At 59.1% G+C, this 16,169-nt stretch carries 12 protein-coding genes; 7 read left to right on the top strand and 5 right to left on the bottom strand.

Going from position 1 to position 16,169, the window contains the following annotated elements:
• Positions 1–83 precede the first annotated feature (83 nt).
• The 3 genes from tpx to CKW23_RS17315 form a co-directional block, all read right to left on the bottom strand.
• A complete protein-coding gene (gene tpx, locus CKW23_RS17325; protein ID WP_025260091.1) occupies positions 84–584 on the bottom strand; it encodes a thiol peroxidase in 501 nt (166 codons plus the stop codon).
• Between the two features lie 269 nt (positions 585–853).
• On the bottom strand, positions 854–4,534 hold the full coding sequence (locus CKW23_RS17320) for a translocation/assembly module TamB domain-containing protein (protein ID WP_177434658.1): 3,681 nt from the start codon (positions 4,532–4,534) through the stop codon (positions 854–856).
• Positions 4,535–4,539: 5 nt separating this feature from the next.
• Entirely contained in the window at positions 4,540–6,264 is a 1,725-nt protein-coding gene (locus tag CKW23_RS17315) for an autotransporter assembly complex family protein (protein ID WP_025260089.1), read from the bottom strand.
• A gap of 290 nt (positions 6,265–6,554) precedes the next feature.
• Between CKW23_RS17315 and xthA the strand changes: the two genes are divergently transcribed.
• Both xthA and CKW23_RS17300 read left to right on the top strand, forming a co-directional pair.
• Positions 6,555–7,367 carry an exodeoxyribonuclease III gene (gene xthA, locus CKW23_RS17305; protein WP_095068045.1) on the top strand — a complete coding sequence of 271 codons (813 nt, stop codon included), beginning with the start codon at positions 6,555–6,557 and terminating at the stop codon, positions 7,365–7,367.
• Between the two features lie 139 nt (positions 7,368–7,506).
• Positions 7,507–8,850 carry a substrate-binding domain-containing protein gene (locus CKW23_RS17300; RefSeq protein ID WP_025260086.1) on the top strand — a complete coding sequence of 448 codons (1,344 nt, stop codon included), beginning with the start codon at positions 7,507–7,509 and terminating at the stop codon, positions 8,848–8,850.
• Positions 8,851–8,869: 19 nt separating this feature from the next.
• On the opposite strand, the gene CKW23_RS17295 is transcribed toward CKW23_RS17300, so the two are convergent.
• Positions 8,870–10,081 (bottom strand): acyl-CoA dehydrogenase, encoded by a 1,212-nt coding sequence (locus tag CKW23_RS17295; RefSeq protein ID WP_038399851.1) that lies wholly within the window; start codon positions 10,079–10,081, stop codon positions 8,870–8,872.
• A gap of 168 nt (positions 10,082–10,249) precedes the next feature.
• Between CKW23_RS17295 and CKW23_RS17290 the strand changes: the two genes are divergently transcribed.
• The 3 genes from CKW23_RS17290 to CKW23_RS17280 all read left to right on the top strand — a co-directional run bounded on the left by CKW23_RS17290 (position 10,250) and on the right by CKW23_RS17280 (position 12,664).
• Positions 10,250–11,179: a LysR family transcriptional regulator gene (locus tag CKW23_RS17290; RefSeq protein ID WP_025260085.1), complete on the top strand. Its 930-nt coding sequence runs from the start codon at positions 10,250–10,252 to the stop codon at positions 11,177–11,179.
• A gap of 154 nt (positions 11,180–11,333) precedes the next feature.
• The gene (locus CKW23_RS17285) at positions 11,334–11,714 is read left to right on the top strand and encodes a MerR family DNA-binding transcriptional regulator (RefSeq protein ID WP_038399849.1); all 381 of its coding nucleotides are present in this window, start codon (positions 11,334–11,336) and stop codon (positions 11,712–11,714) included.
• A 50-nt stretch (positions 11,715–11,764) separates the two neighbouring features.
• Positions 11,765–12,664, top strand: a complete 900-nt coding sequence (locus CKW23_RS17280; protein ID WP_095068044.1) for a hydroxymethylglutaryl-CoA lyase — start codon at positions 11,765–11,767, stop codon at positions 12,662–12,664.
• Between the two features lie 284 nt (positions 12,665–12,948).
• On the opposite strand, the gene CKW23_RS27285 is transcribed toward CKW23_RS17280, so the two are convergent.
• Positions 12,949–13,185, bottom strand: a complete 237-nt coding sequence (locus tag CKW23_RS27285) for a hypothetical protein (protein ID WP_038400378.1) — start codon at positions 13,183–13,185, stop codon at positions 12,949–12,951.
• Positions 13,186–13,369: 184 nt separating this feature from the next.
• Between CKW23_RS27285 and CKW23_RS17270 the strand changes: the two genes are divergently transcribed.
• Positions 13,370–14,533 carry an isovaleryl-CoA dehydrogenase gene (locus CKW23_RS17270; protein WP_025260082.1) on the top strand — a complete coding sequence of 388 codons (1,164 nt, stop codon included), beginning with the start codon at positions 13,370–13,372 and terminating at the stop codon, positions 14,531–14,533.
• Between the two features lie 15 nt (positions 14,534–14,548).
• Positions 14,549–16,156: a carboxyl transferase domain-containing protein gene (locus CKW23_RS17265; RefSeq protein WP_025260081.1), complete on the top strand. Its 1,608-nt coding sequence runs from the start codon at positions 14,549–14,551 to the stop codon at positions 16,154–16,156.
• The last annotated feature ends 13 nt before the right edge of the window (positions 16,157–16,169 follow it).

Below are 16,169 nucleotides of genomic sequence, written 5' to 3'. Positions count from 1 at the left end.
AAGCGCTTACTTTTGTTAAACGGTTGAAGCACAAATAAAAAAACGGCCTGAACGGATTCAGGCCGCTGAAGTGTTGCAACGTATTACTTCAATACAGCCAGAGCCGCTTCATAGTTCGGCTCTTCGGCGATTTCCGAAACCAGCTCGCTGTGCAATACATTGTTGTTTTCGTCCAGGACGACAACAGCACGAGCCGTCAGGTGAGCCAGGGCACCATCGGCGATTTCAACGCCGTAGTTCTTGCCGAAATCGGCACTGCGGAAAGAAGACAGGTTCTGGACGTTCTCCAGACCTTCCGAGCCACAGAAACGAGCCTGGGCGAATGGCAGGTCAGCGGAAATGCACAGCACGACGGCGTTTGCGACGTCATTGGCCTGGGCGTTGAACTTGCGCACGGAAGTGGCGCAGGTCGGAGTATCGACACTTGGGAAGATGTTCAGGACTTTACGCTTGCCCGCAAAGTCAGCCAGGGTCACATCGGCAAGGCCGGCACCGACCAGAGTGAAAGCGGGAGCAGCGCTGCCGGTTTTCGGCAGGTCGCCAGCGATTTGTACAGGGTTGCCTTTTAGCGTTACTTGAGCCATGAAACCAAGTCCTTTTACAGAGTTTTTGAAGAGCCGGAAGTTAACCACGAAAGTGTCAGAGTACCTAGATCGGATATTTCCGAAAACTGCCATGAAACAGGAGTGCTGATCAGTCAGCGCACAGACGTGCAGGAGGCAGCTTGCTGGCGAAAAGGCCTGAAAACCGACAGATATTCTGCGTCTGTACGCGAAGTCGCCAGCAAGCTGCCTCCCACAAGGTGACTCATGAACCTTATTGATCGGCATTGCCTCGGGATAGAGCCATCGCCCTAGAAATCCCGCTTATAAAAAATATCCAGCGAACTGGCAAGGCCACTGGCCGCTTCCAGATACACCCTTTTGCTCAGCATATAGCGCAGCGCAATGGTATTGGCGGGCTCGAACACGCCCACGCCATAGCGCAGACTGAGTTTTTCGGTGATCTTGCCGCTGGCCACGACATTGGTCTTGTTGCCCGTGCCGGTGGTATCCAGCTCGAAGTCCTTGATCCCGAGGTTGTCGGCCAGTTTGCCGGTAGTCGACGCACTTCCCGCCACGCCCAGCGCCAGGGCGGCCTGGGCAACCATGTTGCTGTCTTCGCCGTCATTGCCCAGCGGCCTGCCCATCACCAGATAGGACAGCGCCTGCTCCTGACTCATGGCAGGTTCGGAAAACACTTCGGTGGTGGGCTGATCGGCACTGCCGGTCAGGCGGATACCGGCAATGATCTCGTCGGTCTGGCGAATCGCTTCGATATCCAGATAAGGCTGATCGATGGGGCCTGCAAACAACAGGCGTGCCTTGCGAATGGTCAGGCGCTGGCCATAGGCGCGGTAACGTCCGTCATTGAGGTTCAGTTCGCCACGGGTATCCAGGTTGTCGCCAATGTGTACACGCCCGACAAGGTTGGCCGTCAGCCCGAAACCGCTGAACGCCAGTTTTTCCTGGCCGACCTCGACATCGATATCCATCGCCATGGCCAGCGGCGGCGCACCCTCTTCGGTCTGCTGGCCCACGATGACCGTATCCCCCGACAGTTTCACAGTAGAAGGCGGCAACTCGCGCACCGTGATCGTGCCCTTGGGCACCAGCACCTTGCCGGAAATGCCCAGCCGGTCGTTGTGCATGGCGATTTTCAGGTCGGGCGCCGCTTCCACGGCGACATAAGGCTCGACGGTAATCGGCAGACGCGAGCCCTTGAGATTGATATCCACCATCAGGGCCTGACCCCAGGCCACCTGCCCGCTCACGGTACCCTGCCCGGTCGCGCCGCTCTTCCAGCCGCCATTGAGCTGTACGCTTTCCCCGGCAATCAGGGCCTGGACTTTCAGATCCTGCAACTCCATAGGCAATTCAGGACCGGAAACCTCACCACCCTCCAGGCTGAGACTGCCATTGACCTGAGGTGCCAGCAGACCACCGGACAGCCGACCATTGCCACTCAGGCGGCCATTGAGTTTCTGCACCATGGGCACGAAGGGCCGCGCCACGGAAACGTCCAGGCCGGACAGGTTGAAGTCGCCACTCAGGCTCTTATTGCGAGACAGCGGGTCGATTCGTGCCGTGAGCAGGAGCTTGCCCAGTTTCTCGCCATCGAAATCCAGTCGCGAATCGATACTGCGTGGTTTCAGGGTGCTGCTGAGTTTCAGGCTGCGATAAGGAAAGTCCAGCCACTGCTCCTTTTCCCGTACCCGCAGCGTGCCGTTGCTGGCATCGACCGTGATTTGCCCGTCAGGCCCGGCGGCTGGCAGATCGAGTCGGATATCGGCATTGAGTGCGCCTTTCCAGGCGAAGTCCTTGGGCAGCCACTGAGCCAGGCTTTCGAGGGGGAAGTTCTTCAGGTGATAACGCAACCGGGGCTCAGGCATCAGACGCTGATCCTCACCGCACAGGCTTGCCTGCCCGGAAGCCCAGCAATGGGCACCGAAGTTGATCTTGCCGTCGGCCAGACGCTCAAGCCTTGCAGGCTGTTGCAGTTTCCAGTCCTGCCCGCCGCTCTGAATGGCGCCGCTGGCCAGTCGTCCTCGCCAGTTGCCCTGATCCAGAGCACCATCGAGTGCCAGCGCCAGTTTCAGCAACGGGCCTTGCAGGTCGAGTTTCATCTGCTGGTTCTTGAGCGTGCCCTGCCCATTGACGGTCAAGGTTCCCAATGCCGTGTCACCGGCGTGAATACCACTGCCCTTGAGATCGACCGTTGCCCGCTGGGCCTGATCGAGCTTCGCCTCCACTGTCAGGTTTTGCAGGCGATTGTCCTGCAAGGCCAGTTGCGAGCCTTGCAGGTCAAAGCGGCCCTGAGGGGCCTGGAGCGTTCCGGCCAGATCCAGCTTTGCGTTGATCCGCCCCTGCAATCGTGGCCATAGCTGCCCAAGGCGAGGCAGATTGAGGTCCACCTGACCCGCAAGACGCTGCTGCACGCTGCCGCGACCCTGGATCCGGTTGTCGCCCAGGCGTATATCCAGCACACCGAGGTTCCATTGCTCGCCCGCGCCATCGGCCTTGACCAGCAACACCGCGGGCTGCCCACGCAAACGCCCCTTGAGGTCCAGGTCGGCATTGAGTTCGAGCTTTTCGTCTTTCAATTGCCCTTTGCTGCGCAGCGCCCCGGCCAGGGTGCCCGGCAGTTCCGCGACCCAATAGGACGGATCGAGGGAGCCCAGATCCAGAGCGGTGTCCCAACCGATGCCATCGGCGAACTGCAGATTCAGATGACCGCTGGCCTTGCCCTGCCCTGCAACCAGCTCAAGTTGCGGCAGGTACACTCGCTGCAAATCGCCACTGAACGGGCTGCCCAGGCTGAAAGCACCTGCCGGGCCATCCAGGTCTGAACTGAAATTGCCCAGATACTGGCCGTCGGTGTAGGAAATCTCGCCCTTGAATGTGCGCAGGCTGACCTGAGGCTCGCTCGCCAGCGGATAAAGCCGCTGCCACGGGAAGTCCAGCCAATCGATTTTCGCATCGGCCTTGAACGCTTTTTCCCAGTTCAACTGGCCGTTGAGGGTGAGATGCTGCTGTTCACTGGCGGTCAGTTGCAGCGCAGCAATATCAGCGCCTTTGGCATCCACACGGCCTTGCAGCGCCAGAGCGACCGGGCCTTGTTCGGCGGGCAGGCTGGCGGTGCCGGTAATCTGATAGCCGCTGTCGAGGTTGCCTTCGGCATTGAGCAACACCTGCTCAAGCTGCAAGGTATCCGGCAATCCGGCACTGGGCTTGAAGCGCTCGGAGGTGATGCTCACTTTGGCTGGCAGATGTTCGGCCAGGGCTTGCAACTCGCCTTTCAACTGCCCCTGCAAGTAACCACTGCTGTCGGCCTTGAGTTGCAGGGTCTTGAGCAGTTCGCCGGTGATATCCAGCGCCAGTGTCCATGACTGTCCGTCCTGTGGCGGCAGTTGCAAGGTGCCCTTGGCAGTCAGCGGCCAATCGCCTTCGGGCTTCAGCAGGCCGACAAGGTCGAGAACCAGGTTGTCGCGCTGCAAATGGGCCGAGTCGATCTGCAGACCATCAGCCGTCCAGTGCGCCGCCAGTTTCAGATCACTCAGTTGCTCGACGCCGTCCAGTTGCAGGCTGCCAAGCTGTACGTCACTCAAGCGAATCGCCAGGGGCAGTTTCAGTTGCGGCAAGGACAGCGGGCCTTCACTGGCAGGCTCTTCGCTGGCTGCGAAATGCATACGCACCTGATCGGCATGCAGTTGCTCGATGCACAGCGTCATCTTCAAGAGGCAGCCAGGCGACCAGTCGAACTGGACGGCACTGACTTCAACGCGGTCCTCGCCCTGCTGCCAGAGCACCGAGTCAGCACGCCATTGTCCGCCCAGCCGACCGCTGAAATTATCTACCTGCAAACCCGGTACTCGCGCCAGTGCCCACTGGCTGCCGCTCTGCGTGCCCACTGCCATCCAGGTGCCCACCAGCAACAGCAGCAGGATCGTGACCAGCCCCAGACCCGCGATCTTCGCCCCACGCTTGATGTTCAGACGCTTCACAGTTCCGGTCCCATGGAGAAGTGCAGACGAATCCCGCCGTCATCGTCCAGCGCACGGGCCAGATCCAGGCGCAACGGCCCGACCGGTGAAACCCAGCGCACCCCGAAGCCTACGCCGGTCTTCAGGCTCGGCAGCTCAAGGTTATTGAAGGAGTTGCCCTGATCGACAAAAGTCGCCAGACGCCATTTTTCCGCGATGGAGTATTGATACTCGACACTGCCCGCCACCATGTAGCGACCGCCGATACGGTCGCCATCGGAGTTGGTCGGCGACAGGGTCTGATAGTCATAACCGCGAACGCTCTGATCGCCACCGGCAAAAAAGCGCAGAGACGGCGGGATGGATTTATAGCCATTGGTCAGGTTGCCACCGAACTGCACGCGCCCGAGAAAACGGTGATTCTGCGCAACGGTGGTCAGGCCCTTGAGCAGTACGTTGCCATGAAACAGGTTGGCATCTGACATCACGCCCTCCTTGGCAACCTGCGCATCGAACTGCAACCGGTAGCCCTGGCTCGGATCGATGCGGTTGTCGCTGCGCAGGAACGAATAGCTGATACCGGGCATCAGCAAGGTGCTCAGGCCGCTGTCATCGCCCAGGCGATACTCTTCTCGCTGCCACTTGAGGGAAACCACCCGCTCCCAGCCACTGGGCAACTTGCTGTGCCATTCCGGGCCGACGGTGAGCAGCTTGCTGAGGCTGTCGGTGCCTGCGATTTCTTCATATTGATAACCACCGGCAAAACGCAGCTTGTCGGTCAGTGGTGGATCGAGCGGTATGTCGTACCACAGGCCCACATTCTGCCGGGGTGCCGACAGCTCTGTTTCAAACCCATAACTGTGCCCTTGGGGATTGGCCCAGTGGCGCGTCCAGTTGGCCTTGCCACGCGGCCCGACGTCAGTGGAAAAACCCAGACCCAGGCCCATGGTGCGCGGCTTGCGGGTTTCCAGTTGCACACTCACCGGAATGACCTGCCCCACGGCAGCGGCGGGAGCTGCATCCACCCGCACGCCCTCGAAATAGCCACTGGACTGCATGGCCTGATTGAGTTCGGCGATCAGTTGCGAGTCGTAAGGCGTGTTTTCTTTGAACGGCACCATGCGCTTGAGCAGGTCGTCATCGAGCGGTGTATCGCCACTGAACACCACTTTGCCCAGGGAGTAGCGCGGACCGCTGTCATAGACCAGATCGATATCCGCCACCCCGGCGCGAGGGTCTATCGTCAGACGCTGGCTGGTAAAGCGGCCGCTGAAAAAACCGTAGCGTGAGGCCTGATTCTGGATCAGGCGCTTTGCATCTTCATAATAACCGTGGTTGAGCACGGCACCGGGAGCGAGAGCCCGGCTCCTGGGAACCTGAAAAGCCTTGAGGGACGCCGCTGGCCCATCGATACGTACCGTCACATTGCGCAGGCGGATAGGTTCACCGGGCTGGATGGTGATGACCAGCTTCGGGTCCTGGTCGCCTGTCACCTGACTGTCAATTTGCGCCTGATAGTAGCCCAGCGCCTGAGCTGCCTTCTGCGCCTGTTCTTCAGCGCCCAGGCTGAAATGTTTCAGGGCCTCGGCATCACGCTCGCCAAGGCTGCCTACATATCCTTCGACGTTGGCTTTGAGTTCCGGATTCGCGGGCTTGATCCTGACATCCAGACGGGCTTGGGCAAGGGCCGTTGCGCTCATGGACATCAGCAGCGCGCTGCTGAGCAGGGTTAAAAACTTCATATGGTCACGGATGCTAACACGATCGACAGATTCTGCTGGAACCCGTCAATAGGTCGAACTTTCAATCCCTTACGCCACAACCTGCAGGAAAACCTGAAGGTCCGGTCAGAAAAAAGCCTTCTGCGCACTGGCCTTGCAGCCATTTTCATCCATGGCTGCGCAAGGGTGAGAGCAAGCACAGCCGGAACAGTTCCAGCCATCAATCCAGCGTAGCAGCCGACAGCACGCTGGCCGTAAATCGGCCGGTCGGCTAGCATCGCTTCTTTGTATGAATTCAGGATTGCCGCTTCATGAAAATTGTATCTTTCAATATCAACGGTCTGCGTGCCCGACCGCATCAGCTGGCGGCGCTGATCGAAAAACATCAGCCTGACGTGATTGGCCTACAGGAAACCAAGGTCAGCGACGAGCAGTTTCCCCAGGCAGAGATCGAAGCGCTGGGCTACCACGTTCACTTCCATGGTCAGAAAGGCCATTACGGCGTTGCCCTGCTTTCACGCAATATGCCACTGGCCCTGCACAAGGGTTTCGAGGGGGACGACGAAGAGGCACAGAAGCGTTTCATCTGGGGCACCTACGCTGACAGCAATGGCCAGCCGATCACCATCATGAATGGTTACTTCCCTCAGGGCGAAAGCCGCGACCACCCCACCAAGTTCCCCGCCAAGCAACGCTTCTACAACGACCTGCAAGCACTGCTGGAAAGCCGTTTCAGCAATGACCAGCCGCTGATCGTCATGGGCGATGTGAATATTTCCCCGCAAGACTGCGACATCGGCATCGGCCCGGACAATGCCAAGCGCTGGCTGAAAACCGGCAAATGCAGCTTTCTGCCGGAAGAGCGCGAATGGATGGAGCGCCTGAAGAACTGGGGCCTGGTGGACAGCTTCCGGCACCTGCACCCGGAAGTGGCGGATCAGTTCAGTTGGTTCGACTACCGCAGTCGCGGCTTTGAAGACAGCCCCAAGCGCGGACTGCGCATCGACCTGATCATGACGTCCACAGGTCTGCAACCACGCATCAAGGCAGCCGGCGTGGACTACGAGTTGCGCGGTATGGAAAAACCTTCGGATCACGCGCCTATCTGGCTTGAATTGAGCTGATAAATGTCGCGATACCGGCTTGCCTGTGACCCGCAGGCGAGTCGGCGCGAATAAACACCAGACGCCTCATCAAGCGTCATATTTCAGCAATCTTTCTGTCTTATTCTGCCGAGACTTTCCGCTATACAAGGTGACGCAGATGCTGCGCGCTCTGCTTTGCGCACTGGTGCTGCCCTGCGCCTTCCTGCCCTGCATGACCCAGGCTGCGCTGCCCGTACCGACGGGCAACACGCCGGCGTTGCGCATCCAGGGTTCCAACACCATCAATGCGCAACTGGGCCCGGCACTGGTCGAAGGCCTGATGCGCCAGCAAGGGCTGCAAGCCCTGCAAAGACTTCCCGGCACCCAACCCAACGAAACCCGCGTGACGGGCTCCACGGCAGCCGGACAGGTGGTGGTCGCGGAAATTGCCGCCCACGGTTCGGGCACCGGTTTCACTGCGCTCAAGGCAGGCAGCGCCGATATTGCGGCCTCTTCACGACCGATCAAGGATCAGGAAGCCCAGGAACTCAAAGCCCTTGGCGACCTGAAAAGCCTCGAGAGCGAACAAGTGATCGCCATCGACGGCGTAGCGGTCATCTTGCATCCGGGCAATCCGCTGCGACAGCTCAGCACTCTGGAACTGGCTCGCATCTTTTCGGGAGAAATCCGAGACTGGCAAGAAGTCGGCGGCAATGCCGGCGAGATTCATCTATACGCACGCGACGAAAATTCCGGCACCTATGAAACCTTCAAGGAACTGGTGCTGACCCGCAACAGCAAGAACCTGTCGCGTCAGGCGAGGCGCTTCGAGTCCAGCGAGCAACTTTCCGATGCGGTCAGCCATGATCGCAACGGCATTGGCTTCATCGGCCTGCCTTATGTTCGCCACACCAAAGCCGTAGCGGTTACCGACGGCGAATCAAAAGCGATGCTGCCGACTGTCAGCCTGATTGCCACCGAGGATTACCCGCTTTCGAGACGCCTGTATCTTTATGTTCCGCCCAAGGCAAACCATGACTGGGCCCAGGCACTGGTTCACTTTGTGCAAAGCGCCGAAGGCCAGGCTATCGTGGCCAGCAACGGTTTTGTGGCCCAGACCGTTCAGGCCATGAAGGTGCAGGCAACGGCGCAGATGCCCGAGGACTATCAGGCATTGACTCGCAAGGCCGAGCGCCTGTCGGTCAACTTCCGCTTTGCCCAGGGCAGCGCCCGACTGGATAACAAGGCACAGCTGGATCTCAGGCGTGTGGCGGATTACCTCAAAACCCATCAGAAGCTCGATCAGCAAGTCACACTGGTGGGTTTTGGCGATGCCAAGAGCGATTCGGCACGGGCCACCCTGCTTTCCCGGCTGCGCGCCATGGCGGTTCGCCGGGAACTGCAGAAAAGTGGCGTGACTTTCCACGAAATACTGGGCTTCGGCGACGAAATGCCGGTCGCTGGCAACGATGCCGACGATGGCCGGATCAAGAACCGGCGGGTTGAAGTCTGGGTGAATTGAATCCGCCCCCCTGACCTACTCACCTCTGAGGCAGGTATTTTCCCAGTTCAAATTTGCCAATAGCCGCACGATGCACCTCATCCGGGCCGTCGGCCAGACGCAAGGTGCGCTGCATGGCATACATATAGGCCAGCGGGAAATCATTGGAAACCCCTGCGCCGCCATGGATCTGGATGGCCCGGTCAATGACTTTCAAAGCCACGTTGGGCGCCACCACCTTGATCTGGGCAATCTCGCTTTTGGCCACCTTGTTACCCACGGTATCCATCATGTAAGCGGCCTTGAGGGTCAGCAGCCGCGCCATGTCGATTTCCATGCGCGAATCCGCAATCCTGTCGATATTGCCGCCCAGCAACCCCAATGGCTTGCCGAATGCCACGCGACTGGCAGCACGCTGACACATCAGTTCCAAAGCCCGCTCCGCCATGCCGATCGAGCGCATGCAGTGGTGGATACGCCCAGGCCCCAGACGCCCCTGGGCGATTTCAAAACCACGCCCTTCGCCCAACAGCACATTGCCATAAGGCACCCGGACATTCTCGAACAGCACCTCGGCGTGCCCGTGAGGCGCATCGTCATAGCCAAAGACCGGCAGCGGCCGCACGATTTTCACGCCGGGCGTATCAGCAGGCACAAGAATCATGGAGTGCTGCTGATGACGAGGCCCATCAGGGTTGGTCAGGCCCATGAAAATCAGGATTTTGCAGCGCGGGTCACAGGCGCCGGAGGTCCACCACTTGCGGCCATTGATAACCCACTCATCGCCATCCCGCTCGGCGCGGGCCGCCATATTGGTTGCATCCGAGGACGCCACGTCAGGCTCGGTCATGGCAAAGGCCGAACGAATCTCGCCCCGCAGCAGCGGCTCCAGCCATTGCTGCTTCTGCTCCGGGGTTGCGTAACGCACCAGCACTTCCATATTGCCGGTATCCGGAGCCGAACAGTTGAAAGGCTCAGGCCCCAGCAGCGAGCGCCCCATGATTTCAGCCAGGGGCGCGTATTCAAGATTGGTCAGGCCTGCGCCCAGTTTCGACTCGGGCAGGAACAGGTTCCACAGGCCTTGCTCCATGGCCCTGGCTTTGAGCTCTTCCATGATTGCCGTGGGCTGCCAGCGGTCACCTTCCGCCACCTGGCGCTCGAACACCGGCTCAGCGGGATAAACGTAAGCGTCCATGAAGGCAGTGACGCGCTCGCGTAGCTCCTGCACTTTCGGGGAATAGGCAAAATCCATCGGCAGCTACCTTCTCAAGGGAATGGAGGTCATGGAAAGGATGCTAAAGAACCCACCGGCATTTATCTAATCTATTCTCGGCGTATATAAACATTCATAACCAATATATGATCGAGCTACGCTGCGGCATAAGCAGTGACCCTACAAGAACAACGAGAGGCGCCTCCAATGAACCTGAGCAAGGTTGATCTCAATCTTTTCATTGTCTTCGACGCCATTTACACCGAAGCCAATCTGACACGAGCCGGCCAGATCGTGGGCATTACCCAGCCAGCGGTATCCAACGCCCTGGCGCGACTGCGGGAAACCTTCAACGATCCGCTGTTCGTGCGCACGGCACAGGGCATGGTGCCCACGCCCATGGCCCAGAACATCATCGGCCCGGTGCGCAATGCCTTGTCACTACTGCGAGTGTCGGTGCAGGAAAGCCGGATTTTCAATCCGCTGCAGGCCAGCAAGAACTACCGCATCAGCATGACCGACCTCACCGAAGCGGTGATCCTGCCCCTGCTGTTTCAGCGCCTGCGGCGTCAGGCCCCGGCAGTGACCATCGAAAGCTTCCTGTCCAAACGTCGCGAAACCACCAAGGAACTGGCCGCAGGGCGCCTGGACTTCGCCGTCGATGCGCCTCTCAATACCGATCCGCAGGTGCGGCACGTCAAGTTGATGGAAGACAAATACGTCTGCGCCATGCGCAAAGGCCATCCTCTGGCAGGCAAGGCAGCCTTCAATCTGGATGACTATCTGGCGCAGGCGCACATTCATATTTCCAGCCGTCGCAGCGGCCTAGGGCATGTGGACCTGGCGCTGGGCAAGATGGGAATCCAGCGCAAGATCGCCTTGCGTTCCCAGCACTACCTGATGGCGACCCAGGTGCTGCAACAGACCGACATGGTCATGACCGTCCCCGAGCGCTTTTCCCGACGTCATGACCTGCACTATGCGCAGTTGCCGGTCAGCGATGTTCCGGCAGTGGAAACCCATCTGTACTGGCACGAAAGCACCGACCAGGATCCGGCCAATCGCTGGATGCGCGAGCAGCTTATCGAACTGTGCCAGCGGGTTACCGCACAGGAAAAAAAGACAGAAACAGCATAAGCTATATGACTCAAATAACTGATAAATATAGATTTAAATTTAAAAGTTAAAGCTAGTTCTAGCTTTAACTTTGACTCTGCAGAGCGGTACCGGCTTGACGTATACGTCAAGCCAGCCTTAGGTTAACTCAAAGGTTTCCCCCGCCGAGCGCCCCATGAATAGCCCGACCTACAGCATCTCCGACCTCGCCCGCGAACTGGATATCACTACCCGCGCCATTCGCTTTTACGAGGAACAAGGCATGCTCAGCCCTGAAAGACGGGGCCTGGAGCGTATCTACTCCCCCCGTGACAAAGTCACCCTCAAGCTGATCCTGCGCGGTAAACGCATCGGCTTCTCCCTGGCTGAATGCAGGGAGCTGATCGAGCTGTACGACCCTCACGGTGACAATCAGAAGCAGTTACACAGCATGCTGGGCAAGATCGAAGAGCGCCGCAACCAGTTGGAGCAGCAGCTTCTGGATATTCAGCAGATGCAGCTGGAGCTGGATACCGCAGAGGAACGCTGCCGGGCTGCGCTGGATAAAACCCTTTAGTATCAAAAATATAAACAATAAACCTCAACAAAAAATGAGGTACAACCGCCATGCATTTACCTCAACGCGTTCGCCTGGTGGAAGTCGGCCCCAGAGACGGCCTGCAAAATGAAGCGCATCCGGTGAGCATTTCGGACAAGGTGAAACTGATCGAGGACCTGACAGCCGCAGGACTGAAGCACATCGAGGCCGGTAGTTTCGTATCCCCCAAATGGGTGCCGCAGATGGCCGGCTCTGCAGAAGTCCTTGCCAGGCTCCAACCTCAAACCGGTGTCATCTATTCAGCACTGACCCCCAATCTGAAAGGTTTTGAAGATGCGCTGCAGGCCGGAGTTCGTGAGGTGGCGGTATTTGCTTCAGCCTCCGAAGCCTTTTCCAAGCGCAATATCAACTGCTCCATCAGCGAAAGCCTGGAGCGTTTCCTGCCGGTAATGGCGGCGGCGCATCTGCATGGCATTCGCGTGCGAGGTTATGTGTCGTGCGTACTGGGCTGCCCGTACGAAGGCAAGGTTCTCCCCCAACAGGTGTCATCCGTGGCCAACGAATTGATCGCCATGGGCTGCTACGAAGTGTCTCTGGGCGACACCATCGGCATCGGCACACCCGCCGACACACGGGAGCTGTTCAACGTGGTCGCCGGGCAGATTCCCCGGGGCAAACTCGCCGGGCATTTTCACGACACCTACGGCCAGGCACTGGTCAATATCTACGCCAGTCTGCTGGAAGGCATCGCGGTTTTCGACAGCTCGGTTGCCGGACTTGGCGGCTGTCCTTACGCCAAGGGTGCCAGCGGCAATGTGGCGACAGAGGACGTGCTGTATATGCTCGGCGGCCTGGGTATCGACACTGGCATCGACCTGGATCCGCTGATCGCGGCTGGCCAGCGCATCTGTACCGTGCTGGAACGCCGCAACGGGTCCAGGGTGGCTATAGCTCGTCTGCCCGTTTGAGAAGGGTCATTGGTCGGCGAGCCGGTGCGGCAACTTGTCACAGAGTGTTACCCTCGCCAAGATCAGTTGAGTGAAAACGGGTAACACGGAAACATTCAATGGCTGACGGGCAAGCGCCTCAGCCTCCAGAATCCCGCCAAAGCCCCGCTTTTAAAGGGTTTCGCAAAAACTGGCACGGGTTCTGCTATATCTCTTGTACAACAAGAACAAGAAAACGCAGCAATCCAATAAAAACAATACGTATCGGCTCTGACATAACAAGAACAACACGGACAGAGGCGCAGCTAACAGATTTTTTTGGAGTGGATAGCTTTTAGAGGCCCTTGCGAAAGGGTACTCGCAACCAGGCAGAGAACAATAAAACTACCTTCAGGTAGCTCCGGAACTGGTTGGATCGACACGATAAAAGCGATATCAGCGCTCAAAAAAATACGTTTGCTCTTGATCCCGAATGGGGGTCGCTCAAAAAAGATGTGAAGGGCCAGGTCGCCAAAAACAATAAAAGGCCTCCCGAAAAACAAAAAAGAGCATGCAAAGAAACCTTGAAGGGGAGCCCAGGCTCCCCTTCGTGCTTTCCGGCATTCCCCACAATCTCCCTCCTCTTTCCCCTGTTCGCCCTCCGACATTGACACCTTGGCAATTCCAGGCTTACGTTAACGTAAAGGTCATAGCCAATCCGCCAATAATAAAACTGGAGCGCTATTCATGATCTACCCCAGCCTGAACTTCGCCTTGGGCGAAACCATCGACATGTTGCGTGACCAGACCCGGTCCTTTGTCGCGTCCGAACTCTCCCCACGCGCCGCACAGATCGACAAGGACAACCTGTTCCCGGCCGATATGTGGCGCAAGTTCGGAGAAATGGGCCTTCTGGGCATTACCGTCAGCGAAGAGTATGGCGGTGCAGGCCTTGGCTACCTGGCCCACGTGGTCGCCATGGAAGAAATCAGTCGCGGGTCGGCCTCAGTCGCCCTCTCCTATGGGGCGCACTCGAACCTGTGCGTCAACCAGATCAATCGCAATGGTACCCCGGCGCAGAAAGCCCGTTATCTGCCCGCATTGATCAGTGGCGAACATGTCGGCGCCCTGGCCATGAGCGAACCCAATGCCGGCTCGGACGTGGTGTCTATGAAGCTGAGGGCCGAGCGGCATGGCGACCGTTTCGTGCTCAATGGCAGCAAGACCTGGATCACCAACGGCCCGGACGCCAACACCTATGTGATCTACGCCAAGACCGACCCGGAACAGGCTGCACATGGCATCAGTGCCTTTATCGTCGAGCGCGACTGGAAGGGTTTCACCCGCAGCAACAAGTTCGACAAGCTCGGCATGCGTGGCTCCAATACCTGCGAGCTGTTTTTCGATGACGTGGAAATCCCGGAAGAAAACCTGCTGGGGCCGCTCAATGGCGGCGTGAAGGTGTTGATGAGCGGCCTGGATTACGAGCGCGTCGTACTGTCTGGCGGCCCGACCGGGATCATGCAGGCCTGCATGGATGTGGTGCTGCCTTATATCCACGACCGCAAACAGTTCGGCCAGAGCATTGGCGAGTTCCAACTCATTCAGGGCAAGGTCGCGGACATGTACACCCAGATGAATGCCAGCCGCGCGTATCTGTATGCCGTCGCCCAGGCCTGCGATCGCGGCGAAACCACTCGCAAGGATGCCGCCGGGATCATCCTTTACAGCGCCGAACGGGCCACGCAAATGGCACTGGATACCATCCAGATTCTGGGCGGCAACGGTTACATCAATGAATTCCCGGCCGGTCGCCTCCTGCGCGACGCCAAGCTCTACGAGATCGGCGCAGGCACCAGTGAAATCCGGCGCATGCTGATTGGCCGCGAACTGTTCAACGAGACCCGCTGACTTCCGGAGTGCTTCATGACCATTCTGCCCAGCCGAATCAATACGCGCTCCGCCGAATTCGCCAGCAACCACGCTGCCTTGCTGGAACAGGTCAATGACCTGCGCCGCCTGCTGGCCAGGGTTCATGAAGGTGGCGGCAGCAAGGCCCAGGAGCGCCACACGTCCCGAGGCAAGCTATTGCCCCGCGAGCGCATCAATCGCTTGCTGGACCCCGGCTCGCCGTTTCTGGAAATCGGCCAGCTCGCAGCTCATGGTGTCTATGACGAAGAGGTGCCGGCGGCGGGCGTGATTGCCGGCATTGGCCGGGTCGAAGGCGTGGAATGCATGATTGTCGCCAATGACGCCACGGTCAAAGGTGGCTCCTACTACCCGCTCACCGTCAAAAAGCACCTGCGTGCCCAGGCCATCGCCCAGCAGAATCGCCTGCCTTGTATCTATCTGGTGGATTCGGGCGGTGCCAACCTGCCGCGTCAGGATGAGGTGTTTCCGGATCGCGAACACTTCGGGCGGATCTTCTTCAATCAGGCCAACATGAGCGCCATGGGGATCCCGCAGATTGCCGTGGTCATGGGGTCCTGCACGGCGGGCGGCGCCTATGTGCCCGCCATGGCCGACGAAGCGATCATGGTGCGTCAACAGGCCACGATCTTCCTGGCCGGACCGCCACTGGTAAAGGCCGCCACCGGCGAAGTGGTGAGCGCCGAAGAACTGGGCGGTGCCGATGTGCATTGCCGGACTTCCGGAGTGGCCGACCACTACGCCGAGAACGACGAACACGCCCTGGAGCTGGCCCGCCGCAGTGTCGCCAACCTCAACTGGCACAAGCAGGGTCGACTGAACGTCAGCGTACCTGTTGCGCCCTTGTATGCCAGCGACGAGTTGTATGGCGTGATTCCTGCCGAAGCCAAGCAGCCTTTCGATGTGCGCGAGGTCATTGCGCGACTGGTAGACGGTTCGGTGCTCGATGAATTCAAGGCGCTGTTCGGCACCACGCTGGTCTGCGGCTTTGCCCGGCTGCATGGCTACCCTGTCGCGATCCTCGCCAATAACGGCATTCTGTTCGCCGAAGCCGCGCAGAAAGGCGCGCACTTCATCGAACTGGCCTGCCAACGCGGCATCCCGTTGCTGTTCCTGCAGAACATCACCGGCTTCATGGTCGGCCAGAAATACGAAAGCGGCGGTATCGCCAAGCACGGCGCCAAGCTGGTGACCGCCGTAGCTTGCGCCCGAGTACCCAAATTCACCGTCATCATCGGTGGCAGCTTCGGGGCCGGGAACTATGGGATGTGTGGCCGTGCCTATGACCCGCGATTCCTCTGGATGTGGCCCAATGCGCGGATCGGCGTGATGGGCGGCGAACAGGCGGCGGGCGTGCTGGTGCAGGTCAAGCGCGAACAGGCCGAGCGCAGTGGCCAGACCTTCAGCGAAGAGCAGCAGGCCGAACTGAAACAGCCGATCCTCGACCAGTACGAACATCAGGGCCACCCCTATTATTCCAGCGCACGCCTGTGGGACGACGGCGTCATCGACCCGGCCCAGACCCGCGACATCCTGGCCCTGGCACTTTCAGCCTCGCTCAACGCACCCATCGAACCCACCACGTTCGGCCTGTTTCGCATGTAACCGGGGGATAGAC

Source organism: Pseudomonas sp. Irchel 3A18 (genome assembly GCF_900187465.1).
In the GTDB taxonomy this organism is placed as follows: domain Bacteria; phylum Pseudomonadota; class Gammaproteobacteria; order Pseudomonadales; family Pseudomonadaceae; genus Aquipseudomonas; species Aquipseudomonas cichorii.
The sequence above is the reverse complement of the archived record's forward strand: the minus strand, read 5'-3'. Positions and strand labels throughout refer to the sequence as shown.